We start from the raw sequence: 20,628 nt of genomic DNA on the forward strand, positions 1-20,628 counted from the left end.
AGCCGTTTTCATCTCCTCCACCAAGGCCTGATTGACCGTTTTTTTAAACCACGACTGAAATCAAGAGGACCGCTTTTTCCTCAGTCGCCAGGAAGAACACGCAACACCGGAAGGGACTTCCAATAATCCCCAAAATATTTCCCTCTTTTCAAAATTGACAGACTATTATACAATTATGGACACAACCGTAAATCAACCGTTAATTGCGTAAAGAAAAAGGGGTGAAAGCGTATGATCAATCCGGACAGGCTGTGGGATCGGTTAATGCGTTTGAGTGACATCGGCAAACAAGAGTCGGGCGGCATTACCAGACTTTCTTTTACACCCGAAGAGAGAGCTGCAAAAGATCTCGTTCGCGGTTTTATGCTTGAGGCGGGGCTTGCCGTACGGGAGGACGAGGTAGGCAATTTGATCGGCAGAAAAGAAGGCGGCAATCCGGAAGCGCCTGTCGTCCTGGTCGGTTCGCACATCGATTCTGTGTTCAACGGCGGAAACTTCGACGGTCCGCTTGGCGTTTTGGCTGGCGTGGAAATCCTGCACGCGATGAACGAGCAAGGCATCGCCACCGAACATCCCATCGAAGTGATCGCCTTTACCGATGAAGAGGGGACCCGTTTCAGCTACGGCATGATCGGAAGCCGCGGCATCGCCGGTCTATTGGAGGGAAGCGAGCTGGAGCATTGCGACAAGGACGGCATCTCGATTGCCGAGGCGATGAGACAGAACGGTTTGGATCCCGATGCGATCGGCAAAGCCGCTCGTCCGAAGGGGAGCGTAAAGGCGTACGTCGAGCTGCATATCGAGCAGGGCAAGGTGCTGGAGAGCCGCAATCTGTCGGTCGGGGTGGTAAGCGGTGTAGCCGGTCCTTTGTGGGTGAAGTTCATCCTCGAGGGGGAAGCCGGGCACGCGGGAGCCACACCGATGACGCTTCGCCGCGATCCGCTGGCGGCGGCAGCAGAAATCATGCTGGCGATCGAGCAGGAGGCGGGCAAAACGGGAACAGCCGTCGGTACGGTAGGACAGCTGCAGGCATATCCCGGCGGCGTGAACATCATCCCGGGAAAAGTGGAGTTTTCGCTGGACCTTCGCGATGTGGATCAGGCGGTACTTGACCGCGTCGAAGCCGAAATTGTCAGAGTTGCCAAGCAAATATGCGAAAAGCGAGGCATTCAGCTCGCGATCGAACTGTTGCAGCGCATACCGCCGGTCATCTGCTCCGAAGAAATTCAGCAGGCTGCCAAAGACGCGTGCGAGTCGCTTGGCTTTGAACCGTTTACGATGCCGAGCGGTGCCGGACATGATTGCATGCAGTTGACCGGCCTCTGTCCGGTTGGCATGATCTTTGCCCGTTCCCAAAAGGGCATCAGCCACAATCCGGCTGAATATACCACCAAGGAAGACTGTGCAGACGGAGCCAATGTGCTGTACCGCACGGTTCTCTCACTCGCCGGGAAGGCGTAGGAAGGCACGAATTTCATTAGGGAGGCGTATTTGAATGACGACGACAGCGACACTCAATCAAGAAGCGGAACAGCTCAAGGAGCAGGTAATCGCGTGGAGGCGTTATTTGCACCAAAATCCGGAGCTTTCGTTTCACGAGGAAAAAACGGCCCAGTTCGTCTACGACACGCTCGTTTCGTTCGGCAGCCTGGACGTGACCAGACCGACCAAGACAAGCGTGATGGCGCGGCTGATCGGTTCACAGCCCGGGCGTGTTCTGGCGATGCGGGCCGACATGGATGCCCTGCCGATCACGGAGGAAAACACCTTTGCGTTTGTCTCCACGAATCCCGGCGTGATGCATGCTTGCGGTCACGACGGACATACGGCGATGCTGCTCGGCACGGCGAAAATTCTCTCAGGGATGAAAGACCGGATCAAAGGCGAGGTCCGCTTCCTGTTCCAGCACGCGGAGGAGCTTTTCCCCGGCGGGGCGGAGGAAATGGTGCAGGCAGGGGTCATGGACGGCGTGGACATGGTCATCGGGACCCATCTGTGGGCGCCAATGGAATTTGGCAAAGTGGGGATTTGCCCAGGTCCGATGATGGCCGCACCGGATACCTTCTACATTACCATCACCGGCAAGGGAGGGCACGCAGCACTGCCGCATCAGACGGTCGACAGCATTGCCATAGCGGCACAGGTGGTCACCAACCTGCAGCACATCGTCTCTCGCAATACCGATCCGCTGGACAATCTGGTCATTTCCGTCACCCAGTTTATCGGCGGAACGACACACAATGTCATCCCGGGATCGGTCAGCATTTGCGGCACTGTTCGCAGCTTTGACCAAAAGCTTCGCGATTCCGTTCCGGCTCTGATGGAACGCGTCGTCAAAGGAATTACCGAGGCCCACGGAGCCACCTATGAATTCAAATACGAATACGGCTATCGTCCTGTGATCAATGACGAGGAAGTGACCCGTCTGATGGAGAGCATCGTCACGGAGACGCTGGGAGAGGAATGGATCGACCACATGAAGCCGAACATGGGGGGAGAGGACTTTTCGGCATTCCAGCAAAAAGCTCCGGGCTGCTTCTTCTACGTAGGCGCAGGCAACCAGCAGAAGGGCATCGTCTATCCGCACCATCACCCGCGCTTCACGGTAGATGAAGATGCGCTGGAGGTAGGCGTGAAGATCTTCGTCAATGCCGCCCATAAAATCGTCATGGCATAGATTTGCATGAAAAAACCGAAGATTCCGAACGGTTGCAAATCGCAGGAATCGACAGACAAAGGGGGATCTGCTGCCCATGAAACTGATTCATCTATTAGCCTTGCTGCCGTTTATCGGAATACTCGGTTGCATCGGATTTGTCAATAAAGTAGAGCCTTACGTGCTCGGACTGCCCTTCCTTCTGTTTTGGATCGTCCTCTGGGTCGTCCTGACCTCTGTCATTATGGCGATCATCTACAAGCTGGACCCGGCGAACAAGAGAGGTGACTCCTAGATGAATGCAGCGTTGATGATCATTTTCGGATTCCTGGCACTGTCTCTCTTTCTCGGGATTCAGGCAAAACGCGGCAAGGATATGAACCTGGAGCAGTGGACCGTCGGGGGACGCGGCTTCGGAACGATATTTGTATTCCTGCTGATGGCGGGCGAGATTTACACCACCTTTACGTTCCTGGGCGGCAGCGGCTGGGCATATGGCAAAGGCGGGCCGACCTTCTACATTCTCGGCTATGGCTGTCTCGCCTATATCATGTCGTACTGGCTGCTGCCCGCCATCTGGCGCTACGCAAAAGAGAACAAGCTGATGTCGCAGTCCGACTTCTTTGTCAGCAAGTATAAAAGCCCGTACCTGGGTGTCCTCGTCTCAATCGTCGGGGTAGTGGCGCTCATCCCGTATCTGGTCCTCCAGCTAAAAGGCCTGGGGCTGATCGTGGCAGAGGCTTCTTACGGAAGCATCTCAAACACGGCGGCGATCTGGATCGGGACCATGGCTGTCACGGTATACGTGATGATCTCCGGAATCCACGGCTCGGCGTGGACCGCTGTGGTCAAAGACATCATGATTCTGTTTGTGGTTGTGTTCCTCGGTCTCTATCTGCCGTTCCACTACTATGGCGGCATCACCGAAATGTTTCAGGCTGTCGAAGCGGCCAAGCCAGGATTTGTCGCTCTGCCGGAAAAAGGCCTCAGTCCGTCCTGGTTTGTCTCTACTGTTCTGCTGACAGCGCTTGGTTTCTATATGTGGCCTCATACTTTCGGTTCGGTCTACTCTGCTCAAAATGAGAAGGTCTTCCGGAAAAACGCGATCGTCATGCCGCTTTACCAGTTGGTGCTGCTGTTCGTCTTCTTCGTAGGGTTTGCCGCGATCCTGCAGGTGCCCGGACTGGAAGGGGCGGATGGCGACATGTCACTCTTGCGCCTGTCTATCCAAACCTTCGATCCCTGGTTTGTCGGGGTGATCGGCGCGGCGGGGCTGTTGACAGCGATCGTGCCGGGGTCGATGATTCTGATGTCCTCGTCGACGCTGATTGCGAAAAACGTGTACAAGGTATTCGCACCGAAGACGACGGACGAACAGGTATCCAAGCTGGCCCGTTATCTGGTGCCTGTAGTCGCGCTCATCTCGCTTTACTTTACATTCAAGGGCGGAGATACACTCGTCACCCTGCTGCTGATGGGCTACAGTCTCGTTACCCAGCTCTTCCCTGCGCTTCTGTTCAGCCTGTCCAAACGCAATTTTGTCAGCAAGCAGGGAGCGGCAGCCGGTATCATCGCCGGTGTGGCAACGGTTGCGATCGTCACGATCAGCGGCATCACGATCGGCACCCTCTTCCCATTCCTGCCGCAGTCCATTCAAGATCTGAACGTCGGCATTATCGCACTGGTCGTCAATCTTGCAGTGACGACGGTTGTGAGCCTCGCTACAAAAGGCAGCGCGAGGGCAAACGACGAGACTATCAACGCAGCGTAGGCACTGGTTTTCCGAGACAAACAACAAAACAGGGCTGTTCCGATTGGAGATGACTGTACAATCGGAGCGGCCCTGTTTCTATGCGGGTCGGCAGCGATACGGAGGGACAAAAACAGCAAGAGGTTTTCGATTCAAAGCGACGAATCATACTGTGTCCGAAACAAGCGGTGCCAGATCGATTTTTTTCGCTGCTCGTCACGGAGCTGGGCCAATTGCTGCTTGGCTTCGATGATGTCGCTCATGGCTTTCATCAAGCGGCGGTCGCGTTCCTTCAGACTATTGCGGATGTACGCTTCCTGCTTTTCCAAGCGTTCCATCAGCTCCATCTGAGCTGCATCCTGATGCTGTACATGCTGGGCGAGAGAGTGGATTTTCTCTTCCAGCCGATCGACATGGGCGCTGGTCCGAAGAGCCAAAGCAGCGGATGTGCTCGCAGACAGTGCAGCCGAATGGTTTGACGGGAAAGGTGCAGAGCCGGCAGAGGGCACGACCGGGGGAACAAGGCTGAGCGAAGCGGCAGTTTCCCGCTTGGTCTGTTGAAAGGAAGTGCGTCCGGCTACGGTCCGCGCCGCTTCCTCGAGCGGCATCAGGTTTTCCTTTGTCAACTGATAAAACGAGCGCAGTGCGTCGACATCCGACTGTCTGTATTCCCGGCGGTTTTGACTGTCCCGCAAAAACCGGTACCCCTGCTGCTCCAGGAGCATGCTCCACTTGCGCAGCGTGCTGGCTCCGACTCCGAGAATTTCGGCCAGTTCACGTCCGGAGTAGGTTTTCTCCTTGGCAACCAGTTCGATCACGTTCTTCATATGACTTCCCTCCCGTTCTGACAAAAGTATTCCGAACATTGTGAAATGATTATGCTTGTACACTTCGCTGACACTAAGTAAACTCCTGTTTGCAAACGTACGACAAATTCTATCAGGGTTCGTCCCATAACCCATAAAGAGAGGAACGAAAGGATTCATGTCACGACTATTGATCCTCGGTGCGAGCGGTTATCTTGGTTCCAAGATCGTTGAAAACGGAAAAAAGCAAGGATGGGAAGTGACGGGGACGTGCTTTCAAAACCTCCATGCGCAGTACAGTCAGGTAGATTTGAGGGAAAAAAGCGCCTGTGCAGAGCTGCTCCGGCAAGCGAATCCTGATGTGGTGATATGGGCAGTGATGAGCGGAGAGAACGAAACTGCCCTGATTCAGAAGGGGCTGTCCGGAGTTCTCTCCCATATTTCGCCAGCGACAAGGCTGCTGTTCGTGTCGACTGATGGCGTTTTTGAAGGGGCTCAAGGGCCGTACCAGGAACGGGACGCTCCTTCCTTCTGGAACAGGGACAGCAGCTTGGCGGCTTATTGCAATGCCAAGCTTGCCGGCGAGGAGATGGTGAGGAGCGGCCATTTGGATCATGCTATCGTCAGATCAGGTCCCATTTACGGGCCGGATGCGGACGGGCGCTGGGACAATCGCGTGCGCCAGTTGACAGAGGCATGGGAAAAAGGGGAGCGGGTTGTCCGCAGCAGCAATGTCCTTCGCACGTTTATCCACGTGGATGATCTCGCGAACGCTTTGCTGGAGCTGGCCGGAAGCGAGTGGACGGGCACTTTGCATGTGGGACCGAGCAGCTTTGAGAGCTATTACACCTTTGCACAGAAGACAGCGCTTCGCTTTGGATACGACCCGGCCCTGGTAGAAGAAGACCAAATAAGTAGGGAAGACGCGGCAAACAAAGGGATCAAGCTCGACCTCAGGCTGGATACATCATTGGCCTGCCGCAGCTTGCATACGTCCTTTCGTTCTGTATAGTGCCGAACGTCCAGCAAGGCAGAGTAAACGGCCAAATGTCACCCGGGATCATTGCCAAAGGGTGGCTGCACATTTTGGAGAAAAATCCACGTTTGCTTTGGTTGAATGGCGTTGCATGTACATAGGATGCAGGTAAAGGAGGGATCAACCATGGCATTTCGTGATCAGGCCAAAAAGCTCGAAGGGGAAAAAGTGAAGGTCGATACAGTGAATGGCACCTTCGTCGGCAAACTGGTGGATGTGAAAAACTCTACCTTGATTCTGCGGGACAATGAAGGCAAGCGCGTTGTCATTCGGGACTCGAAAATCATCGCGCTCGTCGAATTGAAGGATCCCCATCACAAAGACAATCTCCTCTAGTAAGCCGGTAGTGTCAAACGCAAGCCGGCAAGGAATGGACTGGCTGCGAAAGCCGTGAAGGAACGGACTGGCTGTCGGCTCTCGCAGCCTTTTACATAATCGGACGGAAGAGCAAAAACATACGCGGAGGGCAGAAAAAACACTTGCGATAGCGCTTTTGGGATTGGATAATATTAGCAAAACACATACTATTCCGACTTGTAAGGTTGGGAAAATGGAGGGTCTCATGCGCATTATCGATCTTTCGCAAGTGCTCGAGTCAGGAATGCCCCAGTACCCGGGTCAGCAGGTTGCTGAGTTCAAGCAGGTTTCTCAAGTAGAGTCGGACGGGTTTCAGGTGACCGACTTTCACGCAGTCGTTCACGTTGGAACGCATTGCGATGCACCAGCCCATTTTATTCAAAATGGCGAGACCATCGAGGCAATCCCGCTGGAGCGTTTTGTCGGCGAAGCAGTGATCGTGGACGTCCACCTCGACGGACAGCGGGAAATGAGTCCGGCTGTTCTGGAAGGCGCGGACATTCGCCCGGGAGACATCGTTTTGTTCCGTACGGGCCTCAGCAAGCAGTGGGGGGACGGATGCTTACGAAACCGACTACCCTTACTTCGGAGAAGAACTGGCCAAGGAGCTGGTGGAGCGCGGAGTTCGGGCAGTCGGGCTCGACTTCATCTCTCCCGACCCGATCGAGACTGAAAACTTCCCCGCTCACCACATTTTTCTCGGCAACAAGCTGGGGATCGTGGAAAACCTGAAAAACCTGGAGCAAATTGACCGCAAGCGCGTCTTCTTCGCGGCTGCGCCGCTCAAGATTAAAGGGAGCGACGGCGCTTTTACGAGAGCCTTCGCGGTTCTGTTTGACTGATTATTCAAATGTTTGAAACAACATGCGCCAACTGATTTGACATGGCTGACATTCCCACCTATCATCAGGAATGAATAGTAGATTGCGAAGAAGGAAGGGAATGCACATGTTGGAAATCCAGTATCACGGCCATTCTTGCATCCAACTGACCAGCGAAGGACATTCAATCATCATCGATCCGTTCATCACCGGAAACCCGCTTGCTGCCACGAAGCTGTCCGATATTCGGGTTCAGTACATTCTCTTGACGCACGGACACCAGGATCACATTTTGGACGCCGTAGAATTGGCGAAGCAAAATGACGCTACCATCATCGCTACGTTTGAACTGGCCAACTACCTGGGATGGCAAGGTGCCAAGACGATGGCGTTAAACCTAGGAGGCTCCGCTTCCTTTCCGTTCGGTACAGTAAAAATGACCCAAGCATTCCACAGCTCGGGCATGGTTTTTGAAGAAGATAAGCGTATCGTTTATTTGGGAATGCCGGGCGGCTTTATCGTCACGATGGGCGGAAAGACGGTTTATCATGCGGGCGATACCGGACTGTTTGGAGATATGAAGCTCCTCGGCGAGCGCCACGACATCGACGCAGCTTTCCTTCCGATCGGGGATGTGTTCACGATGGGACCGGAGGATGCCAAAACCGCGGCCGAGTGGGTAGGAGCCAAGTTCGTCGTGCCGATGCACTATGATACGTTCCCCCCGATCAAGCAGGACGGGAAGGCATTTGTCGACAGCCTGAAAGAAAAAGGAATCGACGGGGCCGCGCTGAAGCCGGGAGAGTCGACACGTCTGTAAGGCGTTACTTTCTCAAAAGATCGAGGAAGTTCTGTGCCGCCTTTGACAAGTAGTAGTCCTTCAGCCAAATGACGCCGGATGAAGCAGCCATCGTCGCATCCGCAATCTCGTACACCTGCAGATCATGCCCGGGGTGCATCCTGAGAACGACTTCCGGTACGATCGTCGCCCCAAAGCCGGAAGAAACCAATTGCAAGAGGACCGCGATATCCGAGCATTCGCCGAGGATGACAGGCTCCAATCGGCGCCGGGAGAATTCCTCGAGGATCAAGTGGTACACGCCGAGTCCTTCGATGCTGGGCAACAACAACGGATGATGGCAAATCTGCTCATAGGTGATTGTCGCGGATGAGCCGGGAATGCGAGTGGAGCTGGCGAAGCGCAGCGGTTCCGTCTTTAGATGCAGGATCGAAAAGTCATTGAGTTCAAGCGGCAGCCTGATGATCGCGAGCTCAATGGCTTTTTCTTTTACCATTTTCAGAAGCTGATCGGATTCATTCTGCTGGATTTTGTACGTTACGTGGGGATAGCTTTCCTGAAACCGCTTCAACAGTATGGGCAAAAGCTCAGAAGAAAGCGTGTTGACACCGATACTGAGTGTCCCTTTCGTGCCCTCGCCTACCTCTTTTACCTCGATCTCCGACTCTTCCACAAGGCTGGCAATTTTGACGGCGTGCTTGTACAGGATGCGTCCCGCCTCTGTCAGCTCCAGACCTCTGGCGTGCCTGACGACCAGGGCGACGCCCAGCTCTTTCTCCAAATTGATCAACTGCTGGCTAAGCGGCGGCTGCGCGAGATGAAGCCGCTTGGCAGCCGCCGAGATTTGTTTCTCCTCTGCAATGGCGATAAAGTAGCGAAGCTGTTTGATATCCACCGAGACACTCCCTTCAATGATATATGGGAAAAGTAATTATTTATAATGAAAATAATATTTTTCGTATATCAATTGCCATGATAGCATTAAGCAAGAGAACGAGCAAAGGGAGGGGAGGATTCGTGATCCGTCTGGCTGTGACCTTCTTTTCTTCTTTATTGATACTGGCAGGCTGCGAGGAGCCTGCCAGCACAGGGGAAGTTCTGCAAGATGCACAGAATATGGCAAAGGAGAGTGTGCAAAAAGTGATGCAGGAAAAAATGGGCCAGGAGCACATCAAGGCGGCGGAAAAAGGGGAAACGGCTGCGGTGCTGGAGCTGCTCAAAAAAGGTGCGGACATCAATGCTGCGGATGAAAAAGGACGGACGGCGGTGCTGGCAGCTACGCATGGCAATCACGCGGAAACGGTCAAAGCGCTCATCGATGCCGGGGCCGATATTCATATCCGGGACAACCGCCTGGATAACGTGTTTTTGTATGCGGGGGCAGAGGGACTTCTGGATATCGTCAAGCTGGCCATTGATGCGGGTGCCGATCCGAAGCTCACCAACAGATACGGCGGGACAGCTCTGATCCCTGCGTCGGAAAGAGGGCATGTAGAAGTTGTACAGGAGCTGCTCGCCCGCTCTGGTGTAGATGTCAATCACGTGAACAATCTGGGCTGGACAGCGCTGATGGAAGCGATCGTGCTCAGCGACGGAGGAGAGGCCCATCAGCAGATCGTGCAGCTGCTGATCGATCACGGAGCCGACGTGAATATTCCCGACAAGGACGGGGTAACGCCGCTTGCCCATGCGAAAAAGCGCGGATACCGCGAAATCGAAGAGATGCTGATCAAAGCCGGAGGACGTTAAAATCCCGTTGGACAAATCGTGATGAAACGAAGGCACGTCTCATAAACTATGGCAAGAAGATCAGATGTCAAAGGATGGGATGTGCGGTGAAAATCGGTACCTCCGCGCTGTTGTTTTTCGCCCTCTATGCGATATACTCATGGGCAGGCTTTCTTTATCCGGAGGGTGGGGCCTGGTACGAGGCGCTTGCCAAACCGCCAGGCACTCCACCCGCCAGCGTCTTTCCCGTCGTGTGGGGAATCTTATATGCACTTATATCGTTATCGATTGTCCAATTGGCCAGAAGCCGGCAAATGGATGGAGAAACCCTGCTGCTGTTTTTTATCAACTGGGCGGTCGTTCAGGTGTTTACCTGGCTTTTCGTAGAGAAGCATCTGCTCTTGCCAGCGGCGGCAGACACCGTGCTTGCCGCTTATTCCACCTGGCTGCTGATCAAAATGATCCGGCCCCGCAAGCGGGCGGCGGCCTATCTGCTCATCCCCTATTTGCTGTGGGCATTGTACACGGTGTATCTGTCTTGGGGGGTCTTTTTGCTCAATCGATAGGTGGATGTTTCTCACCTTGTTTGAATATTGCATGGATGCTTGGAAGCATGGAAAACCGCCGCAACGATCAGTCGTTGCGGCGGTTTTTTCGCTTCAGTCGTACTTTTTCGCTTCAGTCCCACTTTTTTCCTTGGCTGCAAATGATTCCGCAGCAGTGGATAAATAGTAAGCAAGACCTGTCTGCTGTTCCTCAAGCATCTTTCGGTGAAAGTCGTCATCCAGGAAAAAGCGCGTTCGTGCCGCAAAATCGTCAGCGCTGGTCGCATGTCCGCTCTGATTCAAGAAGGCGATATGCTCGGAAATCAGCCTGTGTACACTCTCATCGTCAAATTTGACGCCCTTCGCCAGAAAATCCGCCATTCCATCCGTAAATCGCTTCGCTTCCCGCGCCATTTGGTTCATCGCCGGGACCTCGGACGAGTCGATGGAAGGAAGAGAAAAATCATAGGTCTCCTCCAAATACCGTTTTTGTTCGGCCAGTGCCTCCATCCACTCCTCTTCGTCACAAAACCCCTTGAACATCTCTGCCTGATTCATCTGTTCACCGTTCTCGGCATGTGAAATCGATTCGTCCAGCGTTTGAATGACTCTTTCCAGCCGTTGCTTGCGGGCGAGCAGAAGCTCCTTCTGACTGGCCAGAATGGACAGCCGATCAGGGGCGCCTTCGAGCAGTTGCTTGATTTTTTCCAGCGGGAAATCAAGCTCCTTGTAAAACAAAATATGCTGCAGACGCTCCAGCTCTTTTGTTCCATACAGGCGGTACCCCGCTTCGCTAATCTCACATGGCAGCAGCAGGCCGATGGAGTGATAGTGATGCAAAGTCTTTACCGTTACGTTTGACAGCGCGGCGATTTCTTTTACCGTGTAGAGCATTTTCATCCCACTCCTCTCTGTTCATAGCGTAAAGGCTCCTCCTAGGTCAGAGTCAAGACATTCTGAATACGGAAAAAAACGTTTGACTCTCCTGCTGCAGGAGGAGGTAGAGTGAATGCGACATTCACCTGCCTGATGGCAGCAAGGGGAGGAATATGAACATGCCGACTTTCGGAATGCTGCAGCGCAACCCGTTTATACGGATGGTCCTCATCGCAAACGTGTTTTCCCAGCTCGGAATATGGATACGAAATTTCGCCATCCTCTTTTATGTCATGGAGAGAACCGGCGGAGACGCTTTTGCCGTATCCATGATCTCGGTTGCCGAATACGCGCCCATCTTTCTTTTTTCGTTGATTGGCGGGGTGCTGGCGGATCGGTGGCGTCCGAAAAAGACGATCATTTGGTCTGAACTGGCAAGCGCCCTTTCAGTTGGCGTCGTGCTGCTTGCACTCGAATCAGGGATGTGGGCGGCTGTGTTTTTTGCGACATGCTGCTCCGCTGTCCTATCGCAAATCACGCAGCCTGCCGGGATGAAGCTGTTCAAGCTGCACGTGCCGGCCGAACAGGCCCAGGCTGGCATGTCGCTATTGCAAACCGTATTTTCCATCTTTATGGTTCTCGGGCCGATTCTCGGCACAATCGCGTATCAAGCTCTCGGAATCTACCTTTCTATCCTGCTGACGGGGATAGCCTTTCTTTTCTCGGCGTGTGCGATGGTTTTTATCCCGCCTGACAACCAGGCTGGCGCTGGCGAGAGGGGCATGCAGACATCGGTGATGCAAGACATGGTGGACGGTATCCGTTACGTCGCGGCGAAAAAAGTTCTCGTCTCCTTAAACCTGTGCTTCTTGGCAGTTGGACTTGGCGTCGGTTTGATATCTCCGCTCGGAATCTTTCTCGTCACGGAAAGACTGGGTTTGTCCGCACAGGATTTGCAATGGATGACAATCCCATACGGTGTCGGCGAAATCATCGGAGGGCTGTTGACCTTTCGCTTGGCCGCCAAGATAGCGCCTCAGCGATTTCTCATGCTTGGGCTGGCTGTGAATGCGGCTGGCATCATCCTGTCTGGCTTGTCTACTGTATTATGGCTGACGATGGCGGTCCAGTTTTTGATCGCGCTTCTGCAGCCTGCCATTTTCATCGGGAACAACGCTCTGGTCATGATGCACACCGAACAAGCATACATCGGCCGGGTTACCGGCATTCGGACGCCGCTGATGACCGGTTCGATGGTAGTGATGATGAGCGTATCCGGCATAGCAGCCAGGACGCTCCCGCTGGAACTCATCTATGGCGCGGCAGGGATATGCTTTCTGTTGGCAGCACTGATCGTTTTGCCGTTTTGCAAAGCGAGGCCTGCCACTGCAAATAGAGAAGATGGACGAGCAGCTTCAGCACCATGCCGATCCCGAGAATAACGACGGGAACAAGCAGATCATCGGAGTCAAACAAACGTCCGTGCAAAAGCAAAACCAAAAAACGGGATATCGAGAATAGCATGGCCCGAGCCGGTACCGTCGGGAGAGAGGAAAAGGGTGAGGCCATATATTAATACCGCCATCATAAATGAAAAAAGCCGTCCCGCGACAGGACGGCATTGTTTCGTTCTCCCGTTTTCCCCTACAGCCCTTCTACCAACCGGGCAGCCCGACTGGCGGCTTCCCGCTGAATCTCCTCCCGGGAGAGGGTCGTCAGTTGGTGCTGTCTCATCAGAATTTGTCCGTTTACGATAACGGTGTCGACGTCTGAGCCATTGACGCTGTAGGCAACTAGTGAAAACAGATTGTGAATGGGCTGCAGGTGCGGCTGATTCAAGTCGATCAGGATCAGGTCGGCCTTTTTCCCCGCTTCCAGCGTCCCAACCTCATGGTCGATGCCGAGCAGCTTGGCGCTCTCAATCGTCGCCATGCGGAGCGCTTCCTCTGCCGAAAGCTGAGTCGGATCGCCGTAGTCGAGCTTTTGCATCCAGGTGGCTGCCTTGATCTCGGCGAACATGTCGAGTGTCGTGGCACTGCCCGCCCCGTCTGTGCCCATCCCGACCGTGATGCCTTGCCGCTTGAACTCCATGACTGGCGCGATGCCGCAGCCAAGCTTGAGGTTGCTCACCGGATTGTGGGCGACACCGCCGCGCATGCCGCGCAAATACCCGATATCCTTGCGGGTGAGATGGACGGCGTGGGCCAACAGGACGTGCGTATGCTCGAACATGCCGAGATGGTAGAGGTATTCGGTAGGGGTCTCGCCGTAATTTTCCCGAATCTTCACGGTCTCCTCCTTGGTTTCCGCGAGGTGGATGTGAAGCGGGATGCGCCGCTGACGCGCAAGCGCAATTACCTCGCGCAAAGGTTCAGGAGGGCAGGTATAGGGGGCATGCGGACCGAACATGGTGGTGATGCGGCCATCACCGGCACCAGACCATTTTTCCACCAGATCGATTCCTTCCCGCATTCTCCTGCCTCCGTCATCCTGCAGGAACACCAGCCCGCGAGTGAGCGAGGCCCGCATGCCGCTTTCCACGACCGCATTCGCTACAGCATCCATGCAGACGTACATGTCGGCAAACGTGGTGGTGCCCGAGCGGATCATTTCCGCGATCGCCAGCTTCGTCCCCCAATAGACGTCTTCCTCCGTCATCCTCGCTTCGGCCGGAAGCATTTTTTTGTCCAGCCAATCCATCAGCTTCAGATCGTCGGAAAAGCCGCGCAGAAGCGACATCGCCCCGTGATTGTGGGCATTGACCAGACCGGGCATGACTGCCATGCCTTTGGCGCTGATCACTTGATCCGCGGGTTGGTCGATCATCGGGGCCACCATCGCGATTTTATCCCCTTCAATCAGCAGATCGCCGGTAAAGGCCTGCTCGCCTTCCTTCATGCTCAAAATGGTGCCTTCTTTAATCAAGATACGTTTCATTCCATTTCCTCCTTCGTCCATTCTGCGAGCTCAAGTGTAAGGGTTGACGCGGCGGAAAGGTCAAGAGTATCGGAAAAATCGGGTTTTTGCGCCGGGTTAGCCGGCTGGGATAAAGCAGGGACAAATAGGGACAAAGCAGGAATAAACCAGGAGCAAACCAGGAAAAAAACGGGAGCAAACCAGGAGGAAAGAAGCGGAAACGTAAAAGTAAGAGGAAGCAAAGCAGGAATAAAGCAAACCGGAAGGAAAGTAAGATGGAGTAGGGAACGGAAATTTTTGGCATTGGGGGCTGCGTTGATGAACATAAGGACAGGGGCAAAGACAAAAGTCGCACTGCTCGCGCTTGCACTCGCCTTGATTCTGCCGACTGCTGCACACGGCCAGACTCAAGCAGGGCAGCCGCAAACTACGGAAACGGTCTCTTTGCCCGAGGTGAAGACCTCCGTTATCGTCTCGCAAAATGGAGAAAGCAAGGCGCTAATTCTCAAGGGTGGGGACAAGTACGAAGTAAAGTGGCAAAACTCGCTGGAAAACGAATATCTCTCCAACGTGGTTACCGACGAACAAGGGATCATGTATGTGACCGGGGCGGACGGTTTTCTCTATCGTCTCGATCAAGAAGGAAAGCTGCTGGGCAAAAGCGATCTGTGGATGTACTGGGCCCATTATCTGGAGATGGGGCGTGACGGACTGCTGTACGTCATCTGGGACAACACGCTGGAGTACGAATGGGAAGCGCCCGGCTATGTGATTGTAGTGGATAAAACAGGAAAAGAGCTTCGGGCGATCGAGTTTCCATATATGCTCAGCCGCAGCTACCGGGATTTCGATGTGGCCAGTAACGGCACGTTCTTTTTGCTCACCGATCAAGGCGTCACGGCAGTGGACAAGGAAGGAAACGTACGCTGGAGCAACAAAGAAATTCTGAGTACAGTCCCATTGCAGGAGGGAGCACTGTTCCCAAGCGTGCACAGTATCGACTGGGTTGAGTCCAAGCGCACGCTGGTCGTCGGGTTGGACGGGCGAACGTTTATCGGGTTGGACGAAGCTGGCAAGATCAGGTGGAAAAGAGAAGGGCTCGACTGGGGAGACCAGTACTATTCGTCCGATGGTATCGTTTACGTACTGGGGGAAAAAGGACTTCACTTCTTTAACGCTGCCGACGGCAAGGATATCGCTGAGGCACCCGTAGATCATGACATCCTGTCCAAGCTGGGCATCCCGAATGATGGAACGGGCGGTTACTACATTCCCCTCAGCAATAACACCATAGGAAAAATAGACCGGACGGGAAAGGTGTTGTGGAGCTATCACACACCTGAGGGAGAGACAGGGTTCGTCAGTTGGGAACGATTTTCGGATGCAGAGGGAAATCTCTACTTTGCCGATTACGGCGGAAACTTGTACGGACTCGACAAGGATGGCAAGGAGAGGTTTATTCTGGAGCGAAACGATCCGGAGTTTGTTTTCAGCAAAGTCTGGCCCGGGAAAAACGGAGCGGTGCTCATGACTGCGGATGGCATGGGGATCATTTCGATCCAACAAAAAAGAAACTAGCATAGCGAAAAAATGTCCCTCTGCGTTTGTGGTCAAGACCCCATTTAGTGGACAGTAAGAAAAAACCCGACCGTTAGACCGACAGCTGACGTCTGAATTCAACAGGCGTCAGCCTTTTTAATTTTCGTTGTGGTCGACTTTGGTTGTAGAATTGAATATATTCCTCAATTCGCCTTTGTGCCTCATCCACACTTCGGATATCATAAGGGTAGAGCCCTTCCGTTTTGAGATGCGAGAAGAAGCTCTCCATCGAGGCATTATCATAACAGTTGCCTCTCCGAGACATGCTGATTTGGGCGCCAACCTTCGGCAACATGTCGTGGTAAGCGTAGGACGTGTACTGGAATCCCTGATCGCTGTGAACGATCAGTCCAGTCACGTCTTTCGTCTTTTTAAAGGCTTTCTCAAAGGTCCGTAGGACCAACTGATTGTCGTTGCGAACTCCAATGTGGTAAGCCACAATCTCATTATTAAACAAATCCTTAATAGCAGACAGGTAGAGCCACGTATCCGCGACACGATACTGTGTGACATCGGTTACCCATTTTCGATTAGGTGCATCCGCTTTGAAATTCCGCTGCATCACATTCTCAGCGACTCGTCCACCTTCGGTTGAAGCATAGTGACCTCGATATTTGCGGCGTATTCGAGAACGGAGCTTCATTTCTTGCATCAGACGTAGTACCTTCTTATGGTTGACCCATACCCCGTGATCTCGTAAGAGAAACAGCTGGGTTTGTCGATACCCATATTTACCATCATACTTCTTATAAACTACTTTGATGAGGTCTTTCACGGGCTTGTCCCGGTCCGCTTGTTGCCGTTTCAAGTATGCATAGTATCCACTTCTTGAGACTCCAAACAGCTTGCAAAGTTCACTAGTCGTATACTCACCAGCTACTTGCTTGATCGCCTCATACTTATGGGCTGCACCTCCCGCATCCAGATTTTCAAACACTTTTTTAGCATCGAGTTCTCTCGTTTTAGCTTTTTAACATATCGATCTTGATCAACATATTCTTCACGTCTACCTCGTTGATCCATCAACCCAAATTCGCCTAACTGTTTATATTTTTTCATCCATACTTTAAGCCGGTGGCGGTCCGGAATCCCCAGATGCTCCATGATTCGACGGTATGTCCATCCTTCTTCGATATGCAGTCGTATGGCTTCCACCTTTAATTCGTGAGAATAACTTCTAAACGTTTGCCCCTTTTTCACCATAAAAAATGCACCCCTTAAATTTCATCGGATTTACCAGGGGTTTAATCCAATGTCCATTCTAAGGGGTGCACTTCATTGATAAAGAGGGACATTTTTTGTTCGGTGCTGTAATATTATTTATTATCGACTAATTGACGATGGAAATAAAATTTCATACAATGTAGGTAAGATTTGGTAAAAGGTCGGTGTGAGGATGCTACATGGAGGTCTTGTCAGTTTGCAGGCCATTTTGGAGGACTTGAAGCCATCCGAACGGAAAGTGGCGGATTTTATTCTCGCCCATCCGGAAGAGGTGGTCAAGCTTTCGGTACAAAAGCTTGCGGAGTTGAGCGGTGTTTCGGAGGCGACGATTATCCGGCTGGCACGTTCTCTGAACATGAAGGGCTACCAGGAGTTGAAGCTGCGCATCGCCGGTGATCTGAATAAACAGACGGCGACGGGCAGCTATAAGGAAATCATGATGGAAGGCTCGGTAGAGTCGATCATGCAGGCGGTCAGTTGGAACAATATCCAGTCGATTCAGGATACGCTTTCCGTTCTGTCGGGAGAAGAGGTTGCCAGGGCCGTCGATGCGCTGGCGAAAGCCCGCAAGATTGACGTGTACGGAGTCGGCGCATCTGCCGTCATCGCCGCTGATATTCGGCAAAAGTTTTCCCGCATCAATCTGTGGTGCGAAGCATACTCCGATTTTCACGCGCAGCTGACCTCGGCAGTCACACTGTCCGAGAGGGACGTGGCCTTCGGCATTTCCTATTCGGGACAAACAGAGGACATCATCCAATCGCTCACGGAGGCCAGGCAGCAGGGCGCGACGATTATTACGCTGACAAAATTCGGTCCCTCGCCGGTCGCGGAGCTGGCCGATATCCGGCTGTTCACCAGCTCCGTGGAGAAAAGCATCCGCAGCGGGGCCATGGCGTCCCGCATTGCGCAGCTGAATGTGATTGATATTTTGTTTATTACCCTCGTCAGCAGACAGCAGGAAGAAGTGATTCCACTACTGGAAAAGACCCGGTTGGCTGTCAGCCGTACCAAGCGGTCGTGAGAAAAGGGGAGCAGAGGATGGAAGCGGTTGGACAATTGCTGCGGACGTGGGTGGAGGAAGGACTAGTGCCGGGCGCTGCCTTGCGCATTATGCGAAAAGGACGAGTAATCTATGCCGCCGATGTCGGCAAAACAAGCTGTACCCCGCAGGGGCGGCCCGTTTCAGCGGATACCTTGTTCGATTTGGCGTCCCTTACCAAGGTGACGGCGACGCTACCTGCCGTACTGCTTTTGCTGCAGGAAGGATTGCTTCACGAAAACGATCCGCTTTCCCGATACTTCCCTGATTGCCCGGAAGAAAAGCGGGAAATTACGATCGCCCAGTTGTTGACGCATACGTCCGGATTGCCCGCAGACCTTGCGGAGCGCAGGCGTGACGGCTCTATCGCGTTGCCGGACTTGCTCTATGAAATTCCGTTGGCACACGCCCCGGGAGAGTGCGTCGTCTACAGCGACATTGGCATGATCTGGCTGGGGCTGTTGATCGAGAAGATCACCCATGAGCCTTTTGACCAGTTTCTCGAGAAAAGGGTATGGACGCCGCTCCAGATGAGACAGACTTGTTTCCGTCCGTATGCCAATTTTTTTCCGAATATTGCGTCTACGGAGTTTTGCCGTCTGACAAACCGGTACATTTCCGGTGAGGTTCATGACGAAAAAGCCTTTGTCATGGGCGGGGTAGCAGGCCACGCCGGCCTGTTCGCGACGGCGGATGACCTTTGCCGCTATGCACAGATGTGGATGACCGGCGCACCGCCGCTAATCTCCCGGGAAATCCGAAGCCAAGCGATCCGCAATCACACGGAAGGCAAGGGAGGAAACCGCGGGTACGGCTGGGAGATAAACGGTCATGAGGGCGGCAACAGTTGCGGCTCCGGCTTTTCTCCCTCCAGCTACGGGCATACGGGATTTACCGGAACGAGTCTCTGGATCGATCCGGAACAGGAGCTGGCAGTCGTCTTTTTGACCAATGCGGTTCATTTGGGACGGGACCACAGCCTGCGCAAGCTTCGTCCTGTTCTGCATGACGCAGTCACGGCTCAACTCAAAAAGAGCCTGACCTAATAAAGCCAAAGCAGTGGAAAAAAGGGGGATGAAAGAGGATGAGGAGGTACCGATCTCGCGCATTTGTTTCCGCTATGCTGACTGCTATGCTGGTGCTCGCCGGATGCAGCGGAGGGACGAATAGTTCGCCTGCCGGAGATGGACAGAGCGGGGGGCAGACCGGCAATCCAGGCAGCAGCGCTGGCGGCGGGGCTGAGCAAGTGACGTTATCCATGCACAGCTGGCGCGTGGAGGACGCTGAGGGCTACAAAAAAATCATTCAGGCTTTCGAAGCAGAGAATCCCGGCATCAAGATTGACTTCAAGCCGTTCAAGGCAACGGAGTACAACACCATACTCAACACTGCTCTGCAGAGCGACAGCGGCCCTGACATTTTGCAGCTTCGCCCGTACGCTCCCGGAATTTCTCTTGCCGAAGCAGGGCATCTGGAGCCGCTGGATCAACTGCCAGGCATCGAGAATTTCTCGAAGGACGTACTTGCAGCTTCTACCGGCAAAGATGGAAAAGTGTACGGCGTTCCCCTCTCACTCAACTCGACACAAATTTATTACAACAAGAAACTGTTTGAACAGAACGGTTTGAGTGAACCGAAGTCCTGGGACGAACTGATCAATACGGCCAAGACGCTGAAAGACAAAGGTGTGGTGCCATTTGCCTTCGGAGCCAAGGAAGGCTGGCTGCTCTCGCTCAGCCACGGCGTCATCGCTCCCGGAACGTACAATGGCAATGCTTTCGTAGGTAAAATCCTGAATGGAGAAGCTGACTTTACCAGCCCTGAATTCGTCAAATCCATTCAGCGCATGCAAGAGCTGGTTCCTTATTTCCCGGAAAATTTTGTTGGACTTGATTTGAATGACACCCGGACGATGTTCTTCACGGAGAAAGCCGCTATGTTCATTAACGGAAGCTTTGAGCTGGAAGGATTGCAGAAAATGAATCCCGATCTGCCGCTCGATTTCTTCCCGATGCCGACGGATGACGGAAAAACCGTTTTGACGACGTGGGTAGACGGTTCTTACGCGGTCAACGCAAAGTCCAAGCATAAAGCGGAAGCGCTCAAGTTTCTCGAGTTTATGGCCAGCAAGAAGTTCGGTGAGCTGTTTGCCAACGAATTCAAACGCATCAGTGCCATCCCCGGTGTAACGACAAGCGATCCGCTCGTCAACAAAATGGCGGAGCTGTCAGCCAGCAGCTCGACCCCTTACCTGATGGTGGTCCACTTTGCAGAAGGCAATCCGACGACCAAGCAAACGCTTGAAAACGCGCTGCAAGGCATGTACTTGAACAAATTGACACCGGAGCAGGTGAGCCAAGAGGTGCAGAAATCGGCGGCGAGCTGGTTCCCCACATTCAAAAAATAACAAAGAGAATGGATTCGGCCGGTAGAGGGGCTGGTCACTCAGCCCTTTGCCGCCGACATACAAGGG

The 20,628-nt window shown here is 53.4% G+C and carries 20 protein-coding genes and 1 pseudogene; 15 read left to right on the forward strand and 6 right to left on the reverse strand.

The annotated features are described in order from the left end of the window. Window positions 1–231: 231 nt before the first annotated feature. The 4 genes from NST96_RS07605 (at window position 232) to NST96_RS07620 (ending at window position 4,427) form a co-directional block, all read left to right on the forward strand. Complete coding sequence (locus tag NST96_RS07605) at window positions 232–1,461, forward strand: Zn-dependent hydrolase (RefSeq protein ID WP_171506190.1); 1,230 nt, start codon at window positions 232–234, stop codon at window positions 1,459–1,461. Window positions 1,462–1,495: 34 nt separating this feature from the next. Next, the gene (locus NST96_RS07610) at window positions 1,496–2,677 is read left to right on the forward strand and encodes a M20 family metallopeptidase (protein WP_172921053.1); all 1,182 of its coding nucleotides are present in this window, start codon (window positions 1,496–1,498) and stop codon (window positions 2,675–2,677) included. Between the two features lie 76 nt (window positions 2,678–2,753). Continuing rightward, the gene (locus NST96_RS07615) at window positions 2,754–2,951 is read left to right on the forward strand and encodes a DUF3311 domain-containing protein (protein ID WP_003388052.1); all 198 of its coding nucleotides are present in this window, start codon (window positions 2,754–2,756) and stop codon (window positions 2,949–2,951) included. Then, entirely contained in the window at window positions 2,952–4,427 is a 1,476-nt protein-coding gene (locus NST96_RS07620; protein WP_003388051.1) for a sodium:solute symporter, read from the forward strand. A 131-nt stretch (window positions 4,428–4,558) separates the two neighbouring features. Here the strand turns inward: NST96_RS07620 and NST96_RS07625 are convergent, their stop codons facing one another. Beyond that, on the reverse strand, window positions 4,559–5,233 hold the full coding sequence (locus NST96_RS07625; protein WP_342405913.1) for a MerR family transcriptional regulator: 675 nt from the start codon (window positions 5,231–5,233) through the stop codon (window positions 4,559–4,561). Between the two features lie 157 nt (window positions 5,234–5,390). On the opposite strand from NST96_RS07625, the gene NST96_RS07630 reads away from it, so the two are divergent. The 4 genes and pseudogenes from NST96_RS07630 (at window position 5,391) to NST96_RS07645 (ending at window position 8,246) form a co-directional block, all read left to right on the forward strand. Beyond that, window positions 5,391–6,224 (forward strand): sugar nucleotide-binding protein, encoded by an 834-nt coding sequence (locus NST96_RS07630; protein WP_342405916.1) that lies wholly within the window; start codon window positions 5,391–5,393, stop codon window positions 6,222–6,224. Between the two features lie 150 nt (window positions 6,225–6,374). After that, window positions 6,375–6,584 carry a hypothetical protein gene (locus NST96_RS07635; protein WP_003388047.1) on the forward strand — a complete coding sequence of 70 codons (210 nt, stop codon included), beginning with the start codon at window positions 6,375–6,377 and terminating at the stop codon, window positions 6,582–6,584. Between the two features lie 226 nt (window positions 6,585–6,810). Further along, window positions 6,811–7,447 (forward strand): annotated as a pseudogene (locus tag NST96_RS07640) (cyclase family protein). Between the two features lie 106 nt (window positions 7,448–7,553). Further along, a complete protein-coding gene (locus NST96_RS07645; protein WP_035989379.1) occupies window positions 7,554–8,246 on the forward strand; it encodes a metal-dependent hydrolase in 693 nt (230 codons plus the stop codon). Window positions 8,247–8,250: 4 nt separating this feature from the next. Here NST96_RS07645 and NST96_RS07650 read toward each other — a convergent pair whose 3' ends face one another. After that, window positions 8,251–9,120, reverse strand: a complete 870-nt coding sequence (locus NST96_RS07650) for a LysR family transcriptional regulator (RefSeq protein ID WP_039071192.1) — start codon at window positions 9,118–9,120, stop codon at window positions 8,251–8,253. 221 nt (window positions 9,121–9,341) lie between these two features. Here NST96_RS07650 and NST96_RS07655 point away from each other — a divergent pair, with 221 nt between their 5' ends. Together NST96_RS07655 and NST96_RS07660 are read left to right on the forward strand one after the other, a co-directional pair. Then, on the forward strand, window positions 9,342–9,974 hold the full coding sequence (locus NST96_RS07655) for an ankyrin repeat domain-containing protein (protein ID WP_311068478.1): 633 nt from the start codon (window positions 9,342–9,344) through the stop codon (window positions 9,972–9,974). A gap of 86 nt (window positions 9,975–10,060) precedes the next feature. Beyond that, on the forward strand, window positions 10,061–10,519 hold the full coding sequence (locus tag NST96_RS07660) for a TspO/MBR family protein (RefSeq protein WP_279041621.1): 459 nt from the start codon (window positions 10,061–10,063) through the stop codon (window positions 10,517–10,519). Between the two features lie 93 nt (window positions 10,520–10,612). On the opposite strand, the gene NST96_RS07665 is transcribed toward NST96_RS07660, so the two are convergent. Beyond that, a complete protein-coding gene (locus NST96_RS07665; RefSeq protein WP_003388041.1) occupies window positions 10,613–11,392 on the reverse strand; it encodes a MerR family transcriptional regulator in 780 nt (259 codons plus the stop codon). A 161-nt stretch (window positions 11,393–11,553) separates the two neighbouring features. On the opposite strand from NST96_RS07665, the gene NST96_RS07670 reads away from it, so the two are divergent. Then, complete coding sequence (locus NST96_RS07670; protein ID WP_339186467.1) at window positions 11,554–12,816, forward strand: MFS transporter; 1,263 nt, start codon at window positions 11,554–11,556, stop codon at window positions 12,814–12,816. Between the two features lie 202 nt (window positions 12,817–13,018). Here the strand turns inward: NST96_RS07670 and NST96_RS07675 are convergent, their stop codons facing one another. Then, a complete protein-coding gene (locus NST96_RS07675; RefSeq protein ID WP_339167536.1) occupies window positions 13,019–14,311 on the reverse strand; it encodes an amidohydrolase in 1,293 nt (430 codons plus the stop codon). A gap of 297 nt (window positions 14,312–14,608) precedes the next feature. Between NST96_RS07675 and NST96_RS07680 the strand changes: the two genes are divergently transcribed. After that, window positions 14,609–15,868 carry a PQQ-binding-like beta-propeller repeat protein gene (locus NST96_RS07680; RefSeq protein WP_327970089.1) on the forward strand — a complete coding sequence of 420 codons (1,260 nt, stop codon included), beginning with the start codon at window positions 14,609–14,611 and terminating at the stop codon, window positions 15,866–15,868. Between the two features lie 73 nt (window positions 15,869–15,941). Here NST96_RS07680 and NST96_RS07685 read toward each other — a convergent pair whose 3' ends face one another. Both NST96_RS07685 and NST96_RS07690 read right to left on the reverse strand, forming a co-directional pair. Then, window positions 15,942–16,826 (reverse strand): IS3 family transposase, encoded by an 885-nt coding sequence (locus NST96_RS07685; RefSeq protein ID WP_155808033.1) that lies wholly within the window; start codon window positions 16,824–16,826, stop codon window positions 15,942–15,944. Continuing rightward, window positions 16,766–17,092: a helix-turn-helix domain-containing protein gene (locus NST96_RS07690; protein WP_024985204.1), complete on the reverse strand. Its 327-nt coding sequence runs from the start codon at window positions 17,090–17,092 to the stop codon at window positions 16,766–16,768. Before NST96_RS07690 ends, NST96_RS07685 begins: the two co-directional genes overlap by 61 nt. A gap of 193 nt (window positions 17,093–17,285) precedes the next feature. On the opposite strand from NST96_RS07690, the gene NST96_RS07695 reads away from it, so the two are divergent. The 3 genes from NST96_RS07695 to NST96_RS07705 are packed head-to-tail and all read left to right on the forward strand — an operon-like array spanning window position 17,286 to window position 20,562. After that, window positions 17,286–18,137, forward strand: a complete 852-nt coding sequence (locus NST96_RS07695) for a MurR/RpiR family transcriptional regulator (protein WP_024983159.1) — start codon at window positions 17,286–17,288, stop codon at window positions 18,135–18,137. Window positions 18,138–18,154: 17 nt separating this feature from the next. Next, window positions 18,155–19,201 carry a serine hydrolase domain-containing protein gene (locus tag NST96_RS07700; RefSeq protein WP_342405922.1) on the forward strand — a complete coding sequence of 349 codons (1,047 nt, stop codon included), beginning with the start codon at window positions 18,155–18,157 and terminating at the stop codon, window positions 19,199–19,201. A gap of 38 nt (window positions 19,202–19,239) precedes the next feature. Further along, window positions 19,240–20,562, forward strand: coding sequence for an extracellular solute-binding protein (locus NST96_RS07705; protein ID WP_122958637.1), 1,323 nt, complete (start codon window positions 19,240–19,242; stop codon window positions 20,560–20,562). The last annotated feature ends 66 nt before the right edge of the window (window positions 20,563–20,628 follow it).

The sequence above is a fragment of the Brevibacillus sp. FSL K6-2834 genome (assembly GCF_038592925.1).
GTDB lineage: Bacteria > Bacillota > Bacilli > Brevibacillales > Brevibacillaceae > Brevibacillus > Brevibacillus borstelensis.